20 protein-coding genes are annotated in these 19431 nt (G+C 72.3%); 10 read left to right on the forward strand and 10 right to left on the reverse strand.

The features are described 5' to 3' along the window. Positions 1 to 99 precede the first annotated feature (99 nt). Together EIY87_RS45690 and EIY87_RS45695 are read left to right on the forward strand one after the other, a co-directional pair. Positions 100 to 1473 carry an NlpC/P60 family protein gene (locus EIY87_RS45690; protein ID WP_191984517.1) on the forward strand — a complete coding sequence of 458 codons (1374 nt, stop codon included), beginning with the start codon at positions 100 to 102 and terminating at the stop codon, positions 1471 to 1473. A gap of 43 nt (positions 1474 to 1516) precedes the next feature. Next, positions 1517 to 2227 (forward strand): SAM-dependent methyltransferase, encoded by a 711-nt coding sequence (locus EIY87_RS45695; RefSeq protein WP_125316328.1) that lies wholly within the window; start codon positions 1517 to 1519, stop codon positions 2225 to 2227. Between the two features lie 2 nt (positions 2228 to 2229). On the opposite strand, the gene EIY87_RS45700 is transcribed toward EIY87_RS45695, so the two are convergent. Next, positions 2230 to 2631 carry a DUF1801 domain-containing protein gene (locus tag EIY87_RS45700; RefSeq protein WP_125316329.1) on the reverse strand — a complete coding sequence of 134 codons (402 nt, stop codon included), beginning with the start codon at positions 2629 to 2631 and terminating at the stop codon, positions 2230 to 2232. 28 nt (positions 2632 to 2659) lie between these two features. On the opposite strand from EIY87_RS45700, the gene mobA reads away from it, so the two are divergent. The 4 genes from mobA to EIY87_RS45720 all read left to right on the forward strand — a co-directional run bounded on the left by mobA (position 2660) and on the right by EIY87_RS45720 (position 6364). Continuing rightward, entirely contained in the window at positions 2660 to 3205 is a 546-nt protein-coding gene (mobA, locus tag EIY87_RS45705) for a molybdenum cofactor guanylyltransferase (RefSeq protein WP_125316330.1), read from the forward strand. Between the two features lie 159 nt (positions 3206 to 3364). Then, positions 3365 to 4435 carry an AAA family ATPase gene (locus EIY87_RS45710; RefSeq protein ID WP_125316331.1) on the forward strand — a complete coding sequence of 357 codons (1071 nt, stop codon included), beginning with the start codon at positions 3365 to 3367 and terminating at the stop codon, positions 4433 to 4435. Positions 4436 to 4442: 7 nt separating this feature from the next. Next, positions 4443 to 5387, forward strand: a complete 945-nt coding sequence (locus EIY87_RS45715) for a DUF58 domain-containing protein (protein WP_125316332.1) — start codon at positions 4443 to 4445, stop codon at positions 5385 to 5387. Further along, positions 5384 to 6364 carry a VWA domain-containing protein gene (locus EIY87_RS45720; RefSeq protein WP_125316333.1) on the forward strand — a complete coding sequence of 327 codons (981 nt, stop codon included), beginning with the start codon at positions 5384 to 5386 and terminating at the stop codon, positions 6362 to 6364. The genes EIY87_RS45715 and EIY87_RS45720 overlap by 4 nt, the downstream gene beginning before the upstream one ends. Position 6365: 1 nt before the next feature. On the opposite strand, the gene EIY87_RS45725 is transcribed toward EIY87_RS45720, so the two are convergent. Further along, positions 6366 to 6875 (reverse strand): hypothetical protein, encoded by a 510-nt coding sequence (locus tag EIY87_RS45725; RefSeq protein WP_125316334.1) that lies wholly within the window; start codon positions 6873 to 6875, stop codon positions 6366 to 6368. Positions 6876 to 6980: 105 nt separating this feature from the next. Here EIY87_RS45725 and fxsT point away from each other — a divergent pair, with 105 nt between their 5' ends. Then, the gene (gene fxsT, locus EIY87_RS45730; protein WP_191984518.1) at positions 6981 to 9374 is read left to right on the forward strand and encodes an FxSxx-COOH system tetratricopeptide repeat protein; all 2394 of its coding nucleotides are present in this window, start codon (positions 6981 to 6983) and stop codon (positions 9372 to 9374) included. A 46-nt stretch (positions 9375 to 9420) separates the two neighbouring features. Here fxsT and EIY87_RS45735 read toward each other — a convergent pair whose 3' ends face one another. The 6 genes from EIY87_RS45735 to EIY87_RS45760 are packed head-to-tail and all read right to left on the reverse strand — an operon-like array spanning position 9421 to position 14652. Then, on the reverse strand, positions 9421 to 9885 hold the full coding sequence (locus EIY87_RS45735) for a tRNA (cytidine(34)-2'-O)-methyltransferase (RefSeq protein ID WP_125316335.1): 465 nt from the start codon (positions 9883 to 9885) through the stop codon (positions 9421 to 9423). Positions 9886 to 9888: 3 nt separating this feature from the next. After that, positions 9889 to 10311: an acyl-CoA thioesterase gene (locus EIY87_RS45740; RefSeq protein ID WP_125316336.1), complete on the reverse strand. Its 423-nt coding sequence runs from the start codon at positions 10309 to 10311 to the stop codon at positions 9889 to 9891. A 15-nt stretch (positions 10312 to 10326) separates the two neighbouring features. After that, positions 10327 to 11271: a TAXI family TRAP transporter solute-binding subunit gene (locus EIY87_RS45745; RefSeq protein ID WP_125316337.1), complete on the reverse strand. Its 945-nt coding sequence runs from the start codon at positions 11269 to 11271 to the stop codon at positions 10327 to 10329. Continuing rightward, on the reverse strand, positions 11268 to 12659 hold the full coding sequence (locus EIY87_RS45750; protein WP_125316338.1) for a sensor histidine kinase: 1392 nt from the start codon (positions 12657 to 12659) through the stop codon (positions 11268 to 11270). Before EIY87_RS45750 ends, EIY87_RS45745 begins: the two co-directional genes overlap by 4 nt. A gap of 4 nt (positions 12660 to 12663) precedes the next feature. Next, positions 12664 to 13332 (reverse strand): response regulator transcription factor, encoded by a 669-nt coding sequence (locus EIY87_RS45755; RefSeq protein ID WP_125316339.1) that lies wholly within the window; start codon positions 13330 to 13332, stop codon positions 12664 to 12666. A 6-nt stretch (positions 13333 to 13338) separates the two neighbouring features. Then, positions 13339 to 14652 carry an MFS transporter gene (locus EIY87_RS45760; RefSeq protein WP_125316340.1) on the reverse strand — a complete coding sequence of 438 codons (1314 nt, stop codon included), beginning with the start codon at positions 14650 to 14652 and terminating at the stop codon, positions 13339 to 13341. 184 nt (positions 14653 to 14836) lie between these two features. Between EIY87_RS45760 and fabG the strand changes: the two genes are divergently transcribed. Beyond that, entirely contained in the window at positions 14837 to 15541 is a 705-nt protein-coding gene (gene fabG, locus EIY87_RS45765) for a beta-ketoacyl-ACP reductase (RefSeq protein ID WP_125316341.1), read from the forward strand. Positions 15542 to 15573: 32 nt separating this feature from the next. Beyond that, entirely contained in the window at positions 15574 to 16341 is a 768-nt protein-coding gene (fabI, locus tag EIY87_RS45770) for an enoyl-ACP reductase FabI (RefSeq protein ID WP_086853898.1), read from the forward strand. Between the two features lie 60 nt (positions 16342 to 16401). Here the strand turns inward: fabI and EIY87_RS45775 are convergent, their stop codons facing one another. Beyond that, positions 16402 to 17568, reverse strand: coding sequence for a Cmx/CmrA family chloramphenicol efflux MFS transporter (locus tag EIY87_RS45775; protein ID WP_125316342.1), 1167 nt, complete (start codon positions 17566 to 17568; stop codon positions 16402 to 16404). 71 nt (positions 17569 to 17639) lie between these two features. Beyond that, positions 17640 to 18224 carry a TetR/AcrR family transcriptional regulator gene (locus EIY87_RS45780; protein ID WP_125316343.1) on the reverse strand — a complete coding sequence of 195 codons (585 nt, stop codon included), beginning with the start codon at positions 18222 to 18224 and terminating at the stop codon, positions 17640 to 17642. An 86-nt stretch (positions 18225 to 18310) separates the two neighbouring features. Here EIY87_RS45780 and EIY87_RS45785 point away from each other — a divergent pair, with 86 nt between their 5' ends. Continuing rightward, entirely contained in the window at positions 18311 to 19354 is a 1044-nt protein-coding gene (locus EIY87_RS45785; protein ID WP_125316344.1) for a ferrochelatase, read from the forward strand. Positions 19355 to 19431 lie beyond the last annotated feature (77 nt).

Consider the following 19431-nt stretch of genomic DNA (forward strand, 5'->3'; position numbering starts at 1 on the left):
CCATCCGCGGCGAGGGTCCCTCAATGAGGGGAATTGGTGCCTACGGTGTGTAAGTTTCCGGTGATGCTTGTGATAGTGGTGTGACTGCAGTGACGCGCGATGTGCGCTGGTGAGCGGAGGTGGGCGGTCGTGGCGGGACGGCGTGGGGGTCCGGGGGTGCCGCGGGCCCGTCGCGGACTGACCGTGAGCGCGCTCACCCTGGTGATCTTGTTCGGGTTCGCCGGCACCGGCCTGGCGGTCCCGCCACCGCCGCCGAACCCGAGCGACTCCGAGCTGAACAACAGCAAGGCCGACGCCAACGCGAAGGCCGGCGAGGTCGGCCGGCTGACCAACCAGCTGGCCCAGGCCGAGCAGAAGCTGTCGCAGCTGCAGGACGACGTCGAGCTGAAGCAGGAAGAGGCCAACAAGGCCCTGGTCGACCTGCAGGCCGCGCAGGACGCCGCGGCGCAGGCGGAGAACGACGCGAAGGCCGCCCGGACCGAGGCCGACGCTGCCGCCGCGGCCATCGAGAAGGCCCGCGCCGACCTGAAGACGTTCGCCGCCGCGAGCTTCCAGCAGGGGAGCACGGTCGGCTCGCTCTCGGCGTACCTGAGTGCCGACAGCCCGAAGGACATGCTGGCCCGCGCGCAGCTGCTCGACGCCGTCGGCGGCGACCGGCTCAACGCCCTCGACCGGCTCCAGCAGGCGCAGACGGCGAAGTCGAACAAGGACTCGGCGGCCCGCAAGGCCGCGGAGATCGCGCAGCAGAAGCAGGACGCGGCCCGGCAGGCCAAGACCAGCGCCGACGCCGCGCAGGCCAGGGCGATCAGCGCGCAGGACAGCCAGGCCACGCAGAACGCCCAGCTCGAGAAGAACAAGTCCGACGTCGAGCAGCAGCTCTACGCCGCGCAGGCCAAGGTCAGCGGCCTGCAGGGCCAGCGCCAGCGCTACCAGGACTGGCTCGCCCAGAAGCAGCGCGAGGACGAGGAACGCGCCCGCCAGGCCGCGCTCGCCTCCTCCGGCGACGGCGGTGGCGGGCGCCCGGCGAGCAAGCCGGCGTCCGGTCCGGCCGGGTCGTCGATCGAAGCGGTCATCGCCCGGGCGCTGTCGAAGGTCGGCCTGCCCTACGCGTGGGGCGGCGGCAACGCGAGCGGCCCGACCCGCGGCATCCGCGACGGCGGCGTCGCCGACCGCTACGGCGACTACAACAAGATCGGCTTCGACTGCTCCGGCCTGATGATCTACGCCTTCGCCGGGGTCAAGGGCCTGCCGCACTACAGCGGCTACCAGTACACGGCGGGGCGGCGGGTCCCGCTGTCCCAGATGCGCCGCGGCGACATGCTGTTCTGGGGCGGCGCGGGCGGCATCCACCACGTCGCGCTCTACCTGGGCGGCGGGCAGATGGTCGAGGCCCCGCAGTCCGGGCTGCGCGTCCGGGTCGCGCCGGTCCGCTACGGCGGGATCATGCCGTACGCGACCCGCTTGATCGGCTGAAATCCGTTCGACGCGCTCGGGGCCGGGCGACAGGATCGGCCGCGTGGACGACGAACTGAACGCGCTGCGGCGGTCGCAGATGCGCTGGAACACGCCCCTGTCCGAGGCCCACGCTTCGCTGCTGCTCGACCGGATGGCGCTCGGGGCAGGCCACCTCGTGGACCTCGGCTGCGGCTGGGGTGAGCTGCTGCTGCGCGCGGCCGCCCGGGTGCCGGGCCTGCGCGCGACCGGCGTCGACACCGACCCGACCGGCCTCGAACGCGGCCGGGCGGCGGCTCGCGAGCGCGGCCTGGCGGTGGAGTTCACCGAGGCGGACGCGGCGACCTGGGACGGGACCGCCGAGCGGGCGTTCTGCGTCGGCGCGGCACACGCGTTCGGCTCGGCCGAGGCGGCGCTCGCGAAGCTGGCTCGGGTGGTGCCCTCGGGCCGGGTGCTCTACGGCGACGGCTTCTGGGCCACGCCGCCGAACCCGGCCGCGCTGGAGATCTTCGGGCCGGACACCCTGACCCTGCCCGGGCTGCTCGACGCCGCGGCCGGCGCCGGCTGGCGGGTGCTGCACGTCAGCACCGCCGACCAGCTGGAATGGGACGACTTCGAGTCGACGTCGAAGCTGGCCTGGCAGGAGTGGGTGCTGGCGAACCCGGCCGATCCGCGGGCCGCGGAGGTGCGGGACTGGCTGGACGAGCGGCAGCGGCAGTACGTCCGCGACTACCGGGGCGTGCTGGGCCTGGCGTACCTGGTGCTCGGCCGCTGAGGTCAGGCTTGCCCGTCGCGCTTGAGCTTGCGCCAGCCCCCGGCCCGGTTGTTGGCGATGATCTGCCGGAACATCGCGGTGAGCGCGGGCGCGTTGATCGGCTCGCCTTCGCGGAAGGCGACCGTGCGGGCCGTCTTGTTGTCGTGCCCGGCGGTGATGATGCCTTCGGGGTCGGGCACGATGCCGCCGTCGTAGACGAAGACGTTGACGTGGTCCTTCGCCGCCAGCAGGGCGCAGATGTTGCCCTCGAGCACGAAGTAGGGCTGCCGGGTGCGCTTGATGGTCTCGACGACCTCGGGGTCCGCGGCGTGGACCAGCTCGCGGACCTCCCGGCAGATCGCCTGCTGCCACGCGGGCAGGGCGTCGATGTAGGCGTCTACGCGGGGCTCGACGGTGTAGGACACGCGTCACAGTATGGGCTAGATTCCCGGGATGCGGTACGCGGGGATCGTGCTGGCCGGGGGATCGGCCCGCAGACTGTCCGGTGTGGACAAGCCGGCGCTTTCGGTGGGCGGGAAGCCGTTGCTGACCCGCGCGATCCACGCCCTCTCCGGCGCCGGGCGCGTGGTCGCGGTCGGCCCGCGGCGGCCCGGCTTCGACGTCGTGTGGACCCGGGAACCGGTGCCCGGCACCGGGCCGGTCGCGGCACTGGCGGCCGGCCTCGCGTTCGTCCCGGACGACGTCGGGACGGTCGTCGTGCTGGCGGCCGACCTCCCGGGCGTCCGCCGGTCCACAGTGGACCGCCTGGTCGCGGCGGTCGGCGACGGCGACGGCGCGGTCCTGGTGGACGCCGGCGGGTCCCGGCAGTGGCTGCTGGGCGCGTGGCGGGTGGCGGCCCTGCGGGCGGCGTTGCCCGAGCAGGTGGAGAACGCGGCGCTGCGGCGGGTGCTGGGCGGGCTGAGCGTCACGGAGGTCCCGGCGGAACGGGGCGAATCGGACGATATCGACACGCCCGAAGATCTCGAGCGCCACCGCTGAGGGCAGCTTCACAGATGTCACACCGGGGAAGGTGTTGGCTACTCCCGGGGCAAGCCGTGCGTTCGCGTGCCGGATGAGACGAACGGCCGGGGGACGCAGTACGGTCGCACCGCGTGATCACCGTCGCGGGGGCGGCGCACGAACTTTCGAGGAGGCAGAGTGACCGAGCCCGGCTACGCCGAGGGCGGGAACGGCCAGCAGGCGACACCGGCGCGGGACGCCCAGTTGCTGGAGCGGACCGTGTTCGAGGTCAAGCGGATCATCGTCGGCCAGGACCGCCTGGTCGAGCGGATGCTGGTCGGGTTGCTGGCCAAGGGCCACCTGCTGCTCGAAGGCGTGCCCGGCGTGGCGAAGACCCTCGCCGTCGAGACGTTCGCGCGGGTCGTCGGCGGGTCGTTCTCCCGCGTCCAGTTCACCCCCGACCTGGTGCCCGCCGACATCCTCGGCACCCGGATCTACCGCCAGGGCGCCGAGCGGTTCGACGTCGAGCTCGGCCCGGTCGTGGCCAACTTCGTGCTCGCCGACGAGATCAACCGCGCGCCCGCCAAGGTGCAGTCGGCGATGCTCGAGGTGATGGCCGAGCGGCACGTGTCGATCGGCGGGCAGACGTTCCCGATGCCCGACCCGTTCCTCGTGCTCGCCACGCAGAACCCGATCGAGAACGAGGGCGTGTACCCGCTGCCCGAAGCGCAGCGCGACCGCTTCCTGTTCAAGATCGTCGTCGAGTACCCGACGGCCGAGGAAGAGCGCGAGATCATCTACCGGATGGGCGTCGCCCCGCCCACCCCGCACGAGGTGCTGAGCCCGGCCGAGCTGGTCCGGCTGCAGGGCGTCGCGTCGCAGGTGTTCGTGCACCACGCGCTCGTGGACTACGTCGTGCGGCTCGTGCTGACCACCCGCACGCCGAACGAGCACGGCCTCGCCGACGTCGCCGGCTGGGTGTCCTACGGCGCTTCGCCGCGTGCGAGCCTCGGCATCATCGCCGCCGCCCGGGCGCTGGCCCTGGTCCGCGGCCGGGACTACGTGCTGCCGCAGGACGTCGTCGACGTCGTGCCGGACGTGCTGCGCCACCGGCTCGTGCTGTCCTACGACGCGCTGGCCGACGGCGTGCCGATCGACCACATCATCACGCGCGTGCTGCAGACCGTGCCGTTGCCGCAGGTCTCGGCCCGGCCGCAGGGCGGGGCCGGCCAGGGCGGCCCGGTCCCGGCGGGCGCGCCGGTCAGGTAACCCGGCGATGGCGAAGAACGAGAAGGGCGAACGCCCTTCGTGGGCGCCGCCGATCCTGCGCGGCGACCGGATGGAGGCCGGGCTCCGCACCCTGGAGCTCGACGTCCGCCGCCGGCTCGACGGGCTGCTGCAGGGCAACCACCTCGGCCTGGTGCCGGGGCCGGGCTCCGAGCCCGGGGAGGCCCGCCCGTACCAGCCCGGTGACGACGTGCGCCGGATGGACTGGGCGGTCACCGCCCGCACCACGACCCCGCACATCCGCGAGACCGTGGCCGACCGCGAGCTGGAGACGTGGGTCGTGGCCGACCTGTCGGCGAGCCTCGACTTCGGCACGGCGCTGTGCGAAAAGCGCGACCTGGTGGTCTGCGCGGTCGCGGCGGTCGCCCACCTGACCGGGGGCGGCGGCAACCGGATCGGCGCGCTGGTCTCGACCGGCGCGGACACCACCCGCATCCCGGCGCGCGGCGGCCTCGCCCACGCGCGCGGGCTGGTGCGGAAGCTGGCCGAGACACCGCGCGCGGCCGAGGGCACCCGCGGCGACTTCGCTGCCGCTCTGGAGCAGCTGCGCCGTCCGCCGCGGCGGCGTGGCCTGGCCGTGGTGATCTCCGACTTCCTGGGCGACACGTCCTGGGAGCGGCCGCTGCGGGCGCTGGGCGGGCGCCACGAACTGATCGCGATCGAAGTCCTCGACCCGCGCGACGTCGACCTGCCCGAGGTGGGCACCGTCGTGCTGGCCGACCCGGAGACAGGGAAACAGCGCGAAGTGCACGCTTCGGCCTTGCTGCGCAAGGAGTTCGGGGCCGCGGCCCACGCCCACCGGCAGAAGGTGGCGGCCGGCCTGCGCCGCGCGGGTGCGGCGCACCTGACGCTGCGCACGGACGCCGACTGGATCGCCGACATGGTGCGGTTCGTCGTCGCCCGCAAGCGGCGCTGGTCCGGGGGTGTGGCGTGAGTTTGACCGGATTCACCGCGCCGTGGTGGTTCCTGCTGCTGATCGCCGTGGCGGCGGTCGCCGTCGGGTACGTGCTCGCCCAGCGGGCGCGGCGGAAGCGGACCATGCGGTTCGCGAACCTCGACCTGCTGGAGCGGGTCGCGCCGAAGAGCCAGGGCTGGGTCCGGCACGTGCCGGCGGTGCTGATCGTGCTGTCGCTGCTGCTGCTCACCGTGGCGCTGGCGGGGCCGACCGCCGAGCAGAAGGTGCCGCGCAACCGGGCCACCGTGATGCTGGTGATCGACGTGTCGCTGTCGATGGAGGCCACCGACGTCGCCCCGACGCGGCTGAAGGCGGCGCAGGACGCGGCGACCCAGTTCGCGCAGAACATGACGCCGGGCATCAACCTCGGCCTGATCTCGTTCGCGGGCACGGCGACGGTGCTGGTCAACCCGACCACGGACCGCAACGGCGTGATCAAGGCGATCGAGAACCTGAAGCTGGCGCAGTCGACGGCGACCGGTGAGGGCATCTTCGCGGCCCTGCAGTCGGTGGAGAGCTTCTCCACCGTCGTGGGCGGCGCCGACGGACCGCCACCCGCCCGGATCGTGCTGATGTCGGACGGCAAGCAGACGGTGCCGGAGGACCTGTACGCGGCGCGCGGCGGCTACACGGCGGCGCAGGCGGCGAAGCAGGCCGGCGTCCCGATCTCGTCGATCTCCTTCGGCACCACGCACGGCTCGGTCGACATCGACGGCAAGGCCCAGCCGGTGAGCGTGGACGACGAGTCGCTGCGCGAGATCGCGCGCCTCTCGGGCGGCGACTTCTACAAGGCGGCCAGCGCCGAGGAGCTGAAGAAGGTCTACGCGGACCTCGGCGAGCAGATCGGCTACGAGATCAAGGACGCCGACGCGAGCAAGCCGTGGGTGGTCGTGGGCACGCTGATCCTGATGATCGGCGCGGCGGCCAGCCTGTTCGTCGGGCAGAGACTCCCGTGACTCAGGCTCGGCGGACGCCGTAGAGGCTTCCGCCGAGCAGGGTCACCCCGGAGAGGACGCCGCTGACGAAGGGAACCCACGCCGCGGCGCTCCCGAGCAGGGCGAGACCGACGACGCCGAGCACGGTCAGCACCGCGCCGACCACCAGGATCGACCGGGTCTTCCACGCCCAGGCCAGCGCGACGAAGTGCAGCCCGACGATCGTGGCGATCCAGGCGACGTTGGCCTCCACCGGCGCTTCCAGCAGGGTCAGCACGAAGAACCCGGCGACCAGCAGCACGACCTCGCCGATGACGATGACCCGGTAGCTCGGCCCGAACACCGGCCGCCCCTCGAGCGTCGGCCGCCCGCCCGCGCGCAGACCGAGGACCACCACGGCCGCGAGCGCGAGCACGGCGAGGGCACGCAGCACCCAGCCGAGCGCGGCGGGCAGCGGGGGACCGGAGTTGACCAGGACGAACACGGCGCCGAACGCGGCGCCGATGAGCGCCCCCAGGAACTGCTGTCGCATCCGGCGAACCTACCGGACGTCGATCATGACGGTTCGCGGTCACCGTAACGCCCGCGTGGATGGAGGAGACTGTTCCCAGGTACGGCGAACGTGAGGAGCCGGGGGTTGGCGGTCGGGGAGCAGGGGCGGAAGGCGCCGGCGCGGCGGGTGTTCCTCAGCCACACCAGCGAGCTTGCGGAGTGGCCGAGGCCGCGGTCGTTCGTGGCGGCGGCGAAGGACGCGGTGGCCGCGGCGGGGGATGCGGTGGTGGACATGTCCGCGTTCACCGCGCGGGACGTGTCACCTGAGCAGCTCGACCGGGAGATGCTGGCCGAGGCCGACATCTACGTCCTGATCGCGGGTTTCCGGTACGGCACGCCGGTGCGGGGCCGCCCGGAGGTCTCGTACTGCGAGCAGGAATTCGAGATCGCCACCGCCAGCGGCATGCCGCGTCTGGTGTTCGTGCTGGCCGAGGACACCGAAGGGCCACCGGCGCTGATCCGGGACCTGGAGCACGGGGCCAAACAGGAAGCGTTCCGCAAACGGCTCCCCGACAGCGGTCTCGCCATCACGATGGTGTCCTCGCCCGGCGAACTGGCGACCAAGCTGGAGCGGGCGCTGAATCGGGTCCCTCGGTCCCTGGCGGAGCCGAAGCTCGCCGGCCGGATTTCGAACATTCCCGCTCGCATGGCCACCTTCACCGGCCGTGACGAGCTGCTGGCCGGGCTGCGGGCGGCGTTGTGTTCGGGGCAGCCGGCGGTGGTGCAGGCGCTCAACGGAATGGGCGGGGTCGGCAAGACCACCACCGCGATCGAGTACGCTCATCGGCACGCCGAGGACTACGACGTGGCCTGGTGGATTCCCGCCGAAGACCCCGCTCTCGTCACCAGCCACCTGGTCGATCTCGCCAAAGCCCTGGATCTGGCGACCGAGAAGGACTCTCCCGCGGTCGTGCTGGCTCGGTTGCGCGGGGCGTTGCAGTCGCGCGGGCGGTGGCTGGTCGTGTTCGACAACGCCGAAGACCCCGCCGCCCTGCGCCCGCTGCTGTTCGCCGGGGACGGGCACGTGATCATCACTTCGCGGAACCCTGACTGGGAGGACCTCGGTGCCGCGTTGCCGGTGCGGGAATTCACCCGCCCCGAGTCGGTGCAGCTGCTGCGAACTCGCTGTGACCGCCTTACCGAGTCTGATGCCGACCGCATCGCCGACGCCCTGGGCGACTTGCCCCTGGCCGTCAATCAGGCGGCGCGCCTGTTGGCCACAAGCAGCCTGACCGCCGAGGGCTACCTCGAGCTGCTCGTCGGGCGCATCCACGAACTGATGGGCCGCCACGAGAAGGGCAGCAGCTACCCCGTCTCGCTGGCCGCAGCGTGGACGGTGTCGTTCGACCAGCTCGCCCGCGAGAATCCCGCCGCGTTGAACATCCTCACCCTGGTGGCGTGGCTGGCCCCCGAACCGGTGCCGCTCACCCTGCTCACCCACCATCAGGGCGACGCCGGGGCCACGGCGCGGGACCCGCTGGCCTTCGCCGACGTCACGGCCGCGCTGCGCAGCCGGGGGATGGCCGAGGTGACCACCACGACCATCCAGCTCCACCGGGTCCCTGCCGCGTTGCTGCGGGCCCGCACTCGCGACGACGTCGTCACCGAGGACGACCCGGACTCGACGTGGCCAGTTGCTGCGGTCCGCCTGCTCTACGCAGGGCAGGCCGACGATCCCTGGGTCAACCCGCCGAGCTGGCCGCGCTGGCACGAGCTACTCCCACACCTGCTGTTCGTCTGCGACCCCCACCGCGCATGGCAGCCGGCCGCGAGAGAAGTCGCCTACCTGCTCGACCGCGCCGCGTCCTATCTCCAGACCCGTGGTGACCCCCGCGCCGCACTGCCACTGTTTCAGCGAGCCTATGCCCTTCACCGGGATCGTCTCGGCCAGGACGACCCCAGCACTCTGACCTCCGCCAGCAACCTCGCCGCCGACCTCAGCTCGCTGGGCGAGTACCAGCGGGCCCGGGAGCTGAACGAAGACACCCTTGCCCGCCGCCGACGCGTCCTCGGCAATGACCACCCCAACACCCTCGACTCCGCCAACAACCTCGCCGTCGGCTTCAGCTCGCTGGGCGAGTACCAGCGGGCCCGGGAGCTGGACGAAGACACCCTCACCCGCCGTAGACGTGTCCTTGGTGACGATCACCCCGACACACTCAGCTCCGCCAACAACCTCGCCGTCGACCTCAGCTCGCTGGGCGAGTACCAGCGGGCCCGGGAGCTGGACGAAGACACCCTCACCCGCCGTAGACGTGTCCTTGGTGACGATCACCCCAACACCCTCACCTCCGCCAACAACCTCGCCGTCGACCTCAGCTCGCTGGGCGAGTACCAGCGGGCCCGGGAGCTGGACGAAGACACCCTCACCCGCCGTAGACGTGTCCTCGGCAACGATCACCCCGACACCCTCACCTCCGTCAACAACCTCGCCGCCGACCTCAGCAACCTGGGCGAGCACCCGGAGTCCGCGAGCTGAGCGAAGACATCCTCGCCCGTCGCAAGCGCGTCCTCGGCAACGACGACTAGTGAGTACCCGCGAAGCCGTTCTGCCGCCAGGCTTCGTAGACGGTGATCGCCGCGGTATTGGCCAGGTTCAGCGACCGGCTGGTCGGCAGCATCGGCAGCCGCACGCGGTCGGTCACCTCGGGGGCTTCCTGCACGTTGGCGGGCAACCCGACCGACTCCGGCCCGAACATCAGCACGTCACCCGGTCCATACGCGACCTCGGTGTACAGCCGGGTCGCCGACGCGCTGAACGCGTACACCTTTGCCGGCAGCAGCGCTTCCCAAGCGGCGGACAGGGAAGCGTGGACGTGCACCCGCGCGAGGTCGTGGTAGTCGAGCCCGGCGCGGCGCAACTGCTTGTCCTCCAACGTGAAGCCCAGTGGCTCGACCAGGTGGAGTTCGCAGCCGGTGTTGGCGGCCAGGCGGATCGCGTTGCCGGTGTTCGGCGGGATTTCGGGGTGGTAGAAGAGAACGCGGAACACGGCTCAGCCTTCCAGGAGTGCCGCGTAGACCTTGCGGACCGCCTCCGGTGGGGCCGCCGGGCGCAGCGTCGCCGGGTCGATGAAGACGTAGCGGACGGTCGCGGTCTGGATGAGCGTCTCGCCGCGGTGGATCTCGAAGTCGAAGATCAGCGACGTCGTGCCGAGGTGGTTCAGGTACTGGGAAACGACGAGCTCTTCGTCGTAGCCCGCCGGTGCGCGGAACTTCAGGTTCGCCTCCGCGACCACGACGTCGGTGCGGTGGGCGAGGAACTCGTCGTGCGAACCGAACAGCGCCTTCTCCGCCTCGAACGCGCACATGTCCACATAGGCCAGGTAGTGGGCGTTGAAGACGATGCCCTGGCCGTCGCACTCGTGGTAGCGCACGCGCAGCGGCATCTCGACGATCGGTCGGCGGGGTTCGGTCACCAGCCCAATCTACGGTCAGCCGTGCAGCGCGCGGTAAGCGGCCGCCGCGCCCGGCTGCAGGGGGACCGGCTGGGTGCCGATCAGCGTGCGGACGTCGAGGAACTGGGTCCCGACGGCTTCGGCGGGCACCAGCGCGGTGGCCCGTTCGACGAGCAGCCGGACCACCGCCGCGGCGACGTCGGCGGGCAGCGCGGGGGAGCACACCAGGAGGTTCGCGACCCCGATCGTGGCCGGCGCGCCGACCCCGCGGTACGCGCCGTCGGGCACTTGGACCTGGTCGTACACCGGGCCGTACGCGGCGCGCAGCGCGGGCACCACCGAATCCAGGGGCAGCAGCGAGATCGGGGTGGTGCGGGTGAGCTCGGCGAGCTTGGGCGTCGGGACGCCGCCGGACCACAGCATGGCGTCGATCCGGCGGCCGGCCAGCGCGCGGACGGCGTCGTCGAACGGCAGGTGCCGGGCGTCGACCGCGACCCCGGCCTTCGCGAACAGGCGCTCGCCGAGCTGGGCGGCGCCGGACCCGCCCGCGCCGAGCGACACCGGGCGGCCGGCGAGGTCGGCCAGGCGGCGCACCGGCCCGTCCGCGCGCACCACCAGCTGCAGGTAGTTCTCGTAGACCCGGCCGAGCGCGAGCAGCGGCACCTTCGCGTCGAAGGGCGGCGCGCCGTTCAACGCCGTCTGGGCGACGTCGGTGAGGACCAGGCCGAGGTCGGCCTGGCCGCGGTGGACGAGGCCGACGTTCGCGACGCTGGCCTCGGTCGGCAGGGCGGTGGCGTGCAGCAGCGGTTCCGCGCGGCTGAGCTCGGCCGCGAGCAGTTCGGCGAAGGCGAGGTAGAAGCCGCCGCGTTCGCCGGCCGCGATGGTGACCGTCCGCTCAGGGCCGTGGTAGCCGGACGTCGAACACCCGGCCAGCGCGAGCCCGAGGCCGCCGAGCAGGGCGGTGCGCCGCGTGGTGGTCATGGCGCCTCCTGCAGCGGCAGCGTGACGCGGACTTCGAGGCCGTGCGGGTGGGCCTGGCGCAGTTCCAGGACCCCACCGCGGGTGCGCACCTGCTGGTGCGCGATGGCCAGCCCGAGGCCGGTGCCGCGCGGGGCGCCTTCGCCACCCGCGCGCCAGAACCGTTCGGTGGCCAGTGCCCGGTCCTCTGTGGACAGTCCGGGACCGTCGTCGCGGACGACGAGGGTCGCGGTCTCCGCGCCGGCTTCCCAGTCCGTCGTGATCTTCGCGCCGCGGCCGGCGTAGTGGACGGCGTTGTCGAGCAGCACGTCGAGGATCTGCGCGAGTTCGCCTTCGGGGCAGCGCACGGTGACCGGCTCGTCGTGGCCCGGCGGCGGTACGAGCGCCGAACCGGCGTCGTCGGCGGCCGGGCGCCAGGCGTCGACGCGTTCGGCCAGCACGGACGCGAGGTCGCACGCCTCGTCGGCGCCGCCGGCCGCGACGCGCGTCGCGGTGCTTTCGGCGAGGGCGAGCGCCAGCAGCCCGTCGAGGAGCTTCTCCAGGCGTTCGACCTCGGCCACCGTGGCCCGGTAGGTCGCGCTGTCGCCCTCGACCTGGTGGGCGAGCGAGTCGACGCGCAGCCGCAGCGCGGCCATCGGGTTGCGCAGCTGGTGCGAGGCGTCGGCGACCAGCCGGTGCTGCTGCTCCGCGGCCTCGAGAACGGCCTCGGACATCCGGTTGACCTCGGCGGCCAGCGACCGCAGCTCGCGCGGCCCGGCCCGCTCCGGGACGTGCGCGCGGTGCCCCTCGGCGACGGCCAGCACACCCGTCTCCAGCTCGTGCAGCGGCCGCACCATCCACCGGGCGAGCACCACCGCCAGCAGCACGAACACCACCGCGACCAGCACCGCCCCGGCGCCGATGGTGCCCCAGCGGGTGGCGACGTCCGCGGCCGCCGCCGTCACCGACGCGCGCAGCACGACGACGCCGGAGACGCGGGTGCCGGTGCCGACCGGGCGGGCGAAGTAGGCGGGCTCGGCCGACCACGGGGAGAGCCCGTCGACGCGCGGCGCCGGTTCGTTGCGCATGGTCGCTTCCACCAGCGCGCGCACCGCCGGGTCGGCCGCGGTCAGCCCGCCCGCCTGCACCAGCGGGACGCGCCGGGCGTCGACGATCACCACGCCTTCGCCGTAGAGCTCGGCGTAGCGGGCCGCGTCGGCCGACAGCGCCGCCGGGTCGCGGGTGTCCACGGCCTGCTGGGCCAGCACGACGAACCGGTCGACGTCGGCGGTGCGCGAGATGACCAGCTGCTGGGTGCGCTGCTCCGCGGTGGCGGTCAGCAGCGGCACGGCGAACGCGGCCACGACCGCGAGGGCGAGGGCCACCAGGACCACCAGCAGCCGGGCGCGCACGGCGTCAGTCCCGGCCGAGCCGGTAGCCGAAGCCGCGGATGGTGGTGAGCAGCCCGGGCCGGTCGAGCTTCGCGCGCAGCCCGGTCAGGTGGACGTCGAGCGAGCGCGACACGGCGAGGTAGGCGTCGCCCCAGACCTCGTCCATGAGCTGCTGGCGGCTGACCGCGGTGCCGGGCCGGGCCGCGAGCACGGCCAGGATCTCGAACTCCTTGGTGGTGAGCCCGACGTCGTGCCCGGCGACCAGCACGCGGCGGGCACCGAGGTCGATCTCGACGTCCTCGACGCGCACGACGTCCCCGGCCGGCGCGTCCCGGGCGACCGCGCGCCGCACGACGGCGTCCATCCGCGCCAGCAGCTCGGCGAGCCGCACGGGCTTGGTCAGGTAGTCGTCGGCGCCGAGCCGCAGCCCGCGGACCACGGACCGCTCGTCGCCGCGGGCGGTCAGGACGATGACCGGGACCGGCGACACCGCGCGGATCTTGCGGAGGACGTCCAGGCCGTCGAGGTCCGGCAGCCCGAGGTCCAGCAGCACCAGATCGGCGTCGCGGTGGCGGTGCAGGGCGTCGGCGCCGCGGCCGACGCTGGTGACGGGATGACCGCGCGCGTGCAGCGACTCGGCGAGCGCGCCGGCGACACCCGCGTCGTCTTCGACGAGGAGCACGCGCACGGTCATCCTTTCTCAGCGTTCTTCCAGCTCCGAGGTCTTGGAGGTTTCCCGCATTGTGCCGTAGACGATCAGGGAGACCAGGACGCAGCCCGCGACGTACCAGAAGAAGACCGTTTCGTGCCCGGCGCTCTTGAGCCCCTGCGCGATGAGCTCGGCGGTGCCGCCGAAGATCGCCACGGTCAGCGCGTAGGGCAGGCCGACCCCGAGCGCGCGGATCTTCGTCGGGAACAGCTCGGCCTTCACGATCGCGTTGATCGAGGTGTACCCGGCGACGATCACCAGCCCGGCCAGCACGAGGAAGAACGCGCCGACCGGGTTCCGGGTCGACCCCATCAGCGTCATGATCGGGACGGTGAGCAGCGTGCCGCCGATGCCGAAGAAAAGCAGGAGCGGCCGTCGCCCGATCCGGTCGGACAGCCGGCCGGCCAGCGGCTGCAGGATCGCCGCGACGAGGATCGCGCAGAACAGCACGATGGTGACCTGCCGCCGCGGGATGTGCGCGGTGTTCTCGAGGAACTTCTGGCTGTAGGTGGCGAAGGTGTAGAAGCCGACCGTGCCGCCGAGGGTCAGGCCGACGACGAGCGCGATCTCCTTGGGGTACTTGGCGAGGGTGCGCAGCGTGCCGCGTTCGCTTCCCTTGCCCTCACCGGCCTCGCGCGTGTAGCTCGCCGATTCGTCCATGCCGCGGCGCAGCCACATCACGCTGAGCGCGGCGACCGTGCCGACGCCGAACGCGATCCGCCAGCCCCACGACGCCAGCTGCTGCTCGGTGAGGATCGCCTGCAGGATCAGCTGCAGGCCGAGGGCGAGGAGCTGGCCGCCGTAGAGCGTCACGTACTGGAAGCTCGAGTAGAAGCCGCGCTTGCCCGGAGTGGCCACTTCGGACAGGTAGGTCGCGGAGGTGGAGTACTCGCCGCCGACCGACAGGCCCTGGATCAGCCGCGCGACGAGCAGCAGGATCGGCGCGGCGATCCCGATCGTGTGGTAGTTCGGCGTGACGGCGATGAGCAGCGAGCCGCCGGCCATCAGGGACACCGAGAGCACGAGCGCGCTGCGCCGCCCGAACTTGTCGGCGAACCGCCCGAGCATCCAGCCGCCGAGCGGCCGCATGAGGAACCCGACGGCGAACACGGCGGCGGTCCCCAGGAACGCGGCCGTGGTGTCGGTGGTGGGGAAGAAGGATTTGGCGAAGTAAGTGGTGAACGCGGCGTAGGCGTACCAGTCGTACCACTCGACCAAGTTGCCGATGGAGCCGCGCAGCACGTTGCCGATCACGCGCTTTTCGCTCACGGCCCCACCGGCGGCGGGGCTGATCCGGGTTGTCATCGTCGACCTCCTGTGTTGCGACTCACGGTGACCAACCAGCGGGTAACCAGCAAGGTCGGGGGGCAGTTCCTAACACGCGCTTAGGACGGTCGGGCCCACCCCGGGCGCGGGTGCGTGACCCGGGAGCGCTGCCGATAACCTCGTGGCCGACACCAGCGCACGGTCGACGAAGAGGGAGAACACTGTGGGACGGTCGGTCTTGGTCACCGGGGGCAACCGGGGCATCGGCTTGGCGATCGCCCGGGACCTCGCGGAGCAGGGGCACCGGGTCGCCGTCACGCACCGTGGTTCGGGGGCGCCCGAAGGGCTGTTCGGGGTGCAGGCGGACGTCACCGACACCGAGCAGGTCGACGCCGCCTTCAAGCTCGTCGAGGAGCACCAGGGACCGGTCGAGGTGCTGGTGTCCAACGCCGGGCTGACCGACGACACGCTGCTGATGCGGATGAGCGACGAGCAGTTCGAGCGCGTCATCAACGCCAACCTGACCGGCGCCTACCGCGTCGCGAAGCGCGCCTCGCGCGGGATGCTGCGCGGCAAGTGGGGCCGGTTCGTCTTCATCTCCTCGGTCGTCGGCCTCTCCGGTTCGGCCGGGCAGGCGAACTACGCCGCGTCGAAGGCCGGCCTGGTCGGGTTCGCCCGGTCGCTGGCCCGGGAGCTCGGCTCGCGCAACATCACCTCGAACGTCATCGCGCCCGGCTTCGTGCACACCGACATGACCGACGAGCTGCCCGAGGACCGCAAGAAGGAGATCCTCGCGCAGGTGCCCTCCGGCCGGTACGCCGAGCCGTCGGAGATCGCCGCCGCCGTGCGGTACCTGGCTTCCGACGAGGCCGGCTACGTCAACGGCGCGGTGCTGCCCGTCGACGGCGGCCTCGGCCTCGGCCACTGAACCCCTTACCCCGAACCAGACTTGGAGGACCCGTGCCCGGACTGCTCGAAGGCAAGCGCCTGCTGATCACCGGCATCATCACCGACGCCTCGCTCGCCTTCCACGCGGCCAAGATCGCGCAGCAGGAGGGCGCGAAGGTGGTGCTGACCGGCTTCGGCCGCATGTCGCTCGTCGAGCGCATCGCGAAGCGGCTGCCCGAAGAGGCGCCCGTGATCGAGCTGGACGTCACCAACCAGGAGCACCTCGACGGGCTCGCCGACAAGGTCCGCGAGCACGTCGACGGCCTCGACGGCGTGCTGCACTCGATCGGCTTCGCCCCGCAGACCTGCCTCGGCGCGCCGTTCCTGGACGCGCCGGCCGAGGACGTCAAGACCGCGATCGAGATCTCGACGTACTCCTACATGTCGCTGGCGAAGGCGTGCCTGCCGCTGATGGGGCGCGGCGCGTCGTACGTCGGCATGGACTTCGACGCGCGCGTCGCGTGGCCGGTCTACAACTGGATGGGCGTCGCGAAGGCCGGGCTCGAGTCGGTCAACCGGTACCTGGCCAAGGAACTGGGGCCGCAGGGCATCCGCGTCAACCTGGTCAGCGCCGGGCCGATGAAGACGATGGCGGCCAAGTCCATCCCGGGCTTCGTCGACCTCGAGGACGGCTGGGGCGAGCGCGCGCCGCTCGGCTGGGACAGCACGGACCCCGACCCGGTGGCGAAGAGCGTCTGCGCGGTGCTGTCGGACTGGCTGCCCGCCACGACCGGCTCGATGATCATGGTGGACGGCGGGGTGCACTTCCTCGGCGTCTGACGTACTTCGTGAAGGCCACCTTGAGGAACTCTACGTTCCTCAAGGTGGCCTTCACGGCTTTCAGGCCGGGACCGGTACCCGGTGGTTGTCGTCGGCGCGCTGGACGACGGCCGCGACCGTGAGCGCGGCGAGGGTCGCGGCGCCGAGCAGCATGCCGGTCCACGCGACGCTCGGGAAGCCGAGCCCGGCGTCGATCGCGACGCCGCCCAGCCACGGGCCGATCGTGTTGCCGACGTTGAACGCCGAGGTCGTGCTGGCCCCGACGAGCGTCGGCGCGTCACCGGCGGCCTGGAAGGCACGCAGGTTCAACGCCGGGTTGGCGCCGAACCCGGCCACGCCGAAGGCGATCACGGCCACCACCGCGACCAAGGCGTCGGTGGTCAGGGCGAGCACGAGCAGCGCGGCCAGCGCGAGGGCGAGACAACCGTAGAGCGTCGCGATCGGCCACCGGTCGGCCAGCCGGCCGCCCGCGCTGATCCCGATCAGCGCGCCGACGCCGAACAGCGCCAGGACACCGGGCACCCACGCCGCGGGAAGGCCGTCGGTCTCGGTCAGCAACGGCGCCAGGTAGCTGAACGCGGCGAAGATCATGGCCTGGCACAACGCGATCACGCCGAGCGCGAGCCAGACCCGGCCGCGGCGGTACAGCCGCAGCTCGTGGCGGACACCCACCGCGCCGCCGGTCGTTTCGGGCACCAGCAGCGCCACGCCGGCGAGCGCGAGCACGGTCACCGCCGCGACCGCCCAGAACGCCGTGCGCCAGCCCGCGTGCTGGCCGAGGAACGTGCCGGCGGGCACCCCGGCGATGTTCGCGACGGTCAGCCCGCCGACCAGCACCGCCATCGCCCGCCCGCGCCGCTCGACCGGCACGAGCGCGATGGTCGTCGCCAGCGCGACGGCCCAGAACCCGGCGCAGGCCAGCGCCGCGACCACCCGCGTGGCGAAGAGCAGGGCGTACCCGTCCGCGAGGGCGCCGACGACGTGCGCCGCGGCGAACACCGCGAGCAGCGCCAGCAGCGTCCGGCGGCGGGGGAGGCGGAGGGTACCGATCGCCAGCAGCGGCGCCCCGACGACCATGCCGACGGCGAAGGCCGAGATCAGCAGCCCGGCGTCGGGGATGCTCACCTGCAGGTCGGCGGCCATGCCGGGGAGCAGGCCGGTGATCATGAACTCGGACGTGCCCAGCGCGAACACGCTGAGCCCGAGGACGAAGACGGCCAGTGGCACGGGTCCTCCTTCATTGTGGATCGATCAGTTCAAAATCTGGACGGCAGCGATCGCCGCGGTGCGAGGAGCCGTCAGCCGGCGACGATCGCCTTGAGCGCGAGGTCGGCGACGGCGTGCATGCTGTCGCGGCTGGTGCCGCGGCGGGCCATCACGCGCAGGCCCGAGGTGGTGCCGAGCAGGAACTCCGCCACCGTGGCGGGGTCGAGGCCGTCGCGGAGGCTGCCGTCGAGCACGCCTTCCCGGACGCACTCGGCGAACATGGCCAGGTTCCGGTCGGTGTCGTTGCGCAGCGCGGCGCCCACTTCGTCGTCGGGCACGCCCAGTTCGGCCAGGGTGTTGACCACGAGGCAGCCGCGGCGGCGGGATTCGACGTCGTCCTCGACGGCCTGGTCGAGGACCGCGGCGAGCCGCTCGGCCGCGGTGCCCGGGCCGTCGAGGATCGCCTGCCGCTTGCCGAGCTGGGTGTCGGTGTAGTGCGCGAGCGAACGCTGGAAGAGGGCCCGCTTGCTGGTGAAGGTGTTGTAGACGCTGCTGCGCCCGAGCCCGGTAGCCGCGCAGAGGTCCTGCGTCGACGTCGCTTCGTAGCCGTGCTCCCAGAAGGCGTGCATCGCCTTCTCGACGGCTGCGGTCTCGTCGAACTCCCGTGGCCTGGCCATGGGGACACCGTACCAGAGTTTTGTACCGATCGATTCACAACCGGGCCGGGTCAGCGTGCGGGCCGCCACATCGGCAAGATGACGGGGTGGGATACGACGCGTTGCTGTGGCTTTCGTTCGGCGGTCCGGAGGGGCCTGACGACGTCATGCCGTTCCTCGAAAACGTCACCAGGGGCCGGGGCGTCCCGCGGGAGCGGCTGCTCGAGGTCGCCGAGCACTACCAGCACTTCGGCGGCGTTTCGCCGATCAACAAGCTGAACCGCGACGCGATGGCCGCGGTCGAGAAGCAGCTCGCGGCGGCCGGGATCGACCTCCCGGTGCACTTCGGCAACCGCAACTGGCACCCGATGGTCGAGGACACCCTCGCCGAGCTGACGGCGTCGGGAGCGAAGCGGATCCTGGTGTTCCCCACGAGCGCGTACGGCGGCTATTCGGCGTGCCGGCAGTACGACGAAGACATCGAGCGCGCCCGCGCGGCGGTCGGTGCCGAAGCACCCGAAATGGTGAAGCTGCGCCAGTTCTTCGACCACCCGCTGTTCGTTTCGGCGGTCGCGGACGGCGTCCGCGCGGCGCACGCGTCGCTGGGCGACGTCGACGGCGTCCGCACGGTGTTCACGGCGCACTCGGTGCCCGACAGCGCGGACAAGGCGTCCGGCCCGCCCGCGGAAGGCGGCCACCGCTACTCGCGGCAGATCGCCGAAGCGGCCCGGCTGGTGGCGGCCGAAGCGGGGATCGCCGAGTACGACGTGGTGTGGCAGTCGCGGTCCGGCCCGCCGCAGGTGCCGTGGCTGGAGCCGGACATCGTCGACCACATCGACGCGCTGCACGCTTCGGGCGTCCCTGGCGTGGTCGTCTCGCCGATCGGGTTCGTGTCGGACCACCTCGAGGTGATCTGGGACCTGGACAACGAGGCGGCGGAACGCGCGGCGGAGCACGGGATGGCGTTCGCGCGCGCGGCGACGGCGGGCAGCGACCCGCGCTTCGCCGAGCTGGTGGTGGAGCTGATCCGCGAGCACACGCACGGACTGGAGCCGCGCAAGCTGTCCCCGTTCCCGGCGGCCGGCTGCACGGTCAACGGCGCGCCGTGCGCGATCGGCTGCTGCGAACCGGTGAAGCGCCCGGCTCGCTGACCGAGCGCCCCAAGGCGGCCTTGGTTGCGTCAGACGCACCGAAGGCCGCCTTGGGTGCGTCTGACGCACCGAAGGCC

This window comes from Amycolatopsis eburnea (genome assembly GCF_003937945.1).
Taxonomy (GTDB): domain Bacteria; phylum Actinomycetota; class Actinomycetes; order Mycobacteriales; family Pseudonocardiaceae; genus Amycolatopsis; species Amycolatopsis eburnea.